The following is a 318-nucleotide window of genomic DNA, read 5'->3' as shown; positions in this document are numbered from 1 at the left end:
AAAATCTGTACCACCGCATCATCCCGGTGTCGCAGGGCACCAAGACAAAACGCCAGCCCCAGTGCGGTTTTTCCCATCGAAGGGCGGGCAGCCAGCAAAATGAGATCACCGGCCTGCAAGCCGCAGGTTTTTTCATCAAGATCCTGAAATCCGGTCGGTGTGCCGGTTATTCCCTGTGAGCCTTGTATTCGCTCCAGATGGGCAATCAGGCTGTCTGCGCCCTGCAACAGGGTCATTTCCTGATGTTGGCGGGTCGAACCTTTTTCAGCCAGATTAAACAACTGACTTTCTGCCTGCGCTATCAGGGTATCTGACTGA

General features: G+C 54.1%; 1 protein-coding gene. It reads right to left on the bottom strand.

The annotated features are described in order from the left end of the window. The coding region (locus FE394_RS20140) for a DnaB-like helicase C-terminal domain-containing protein (protein ID WP_319927839.1) at positions 1-318 on the bottom strand (318 nt) is incomplete at both ends.

The organism is Xenorhabdus littoralis, assembly GCF_033949345.1.
GTDB classification, from domain to species: Bacteria; Pseudomonadota; Gammaproteobacteria; order Enterobacterales; family Enterobacteriaceae; genus Xenorhabdus; species Xenorhabdus littoralis.
This window is presented reverse-complemented; position numbering and strand designations above follow the sequence as displayed.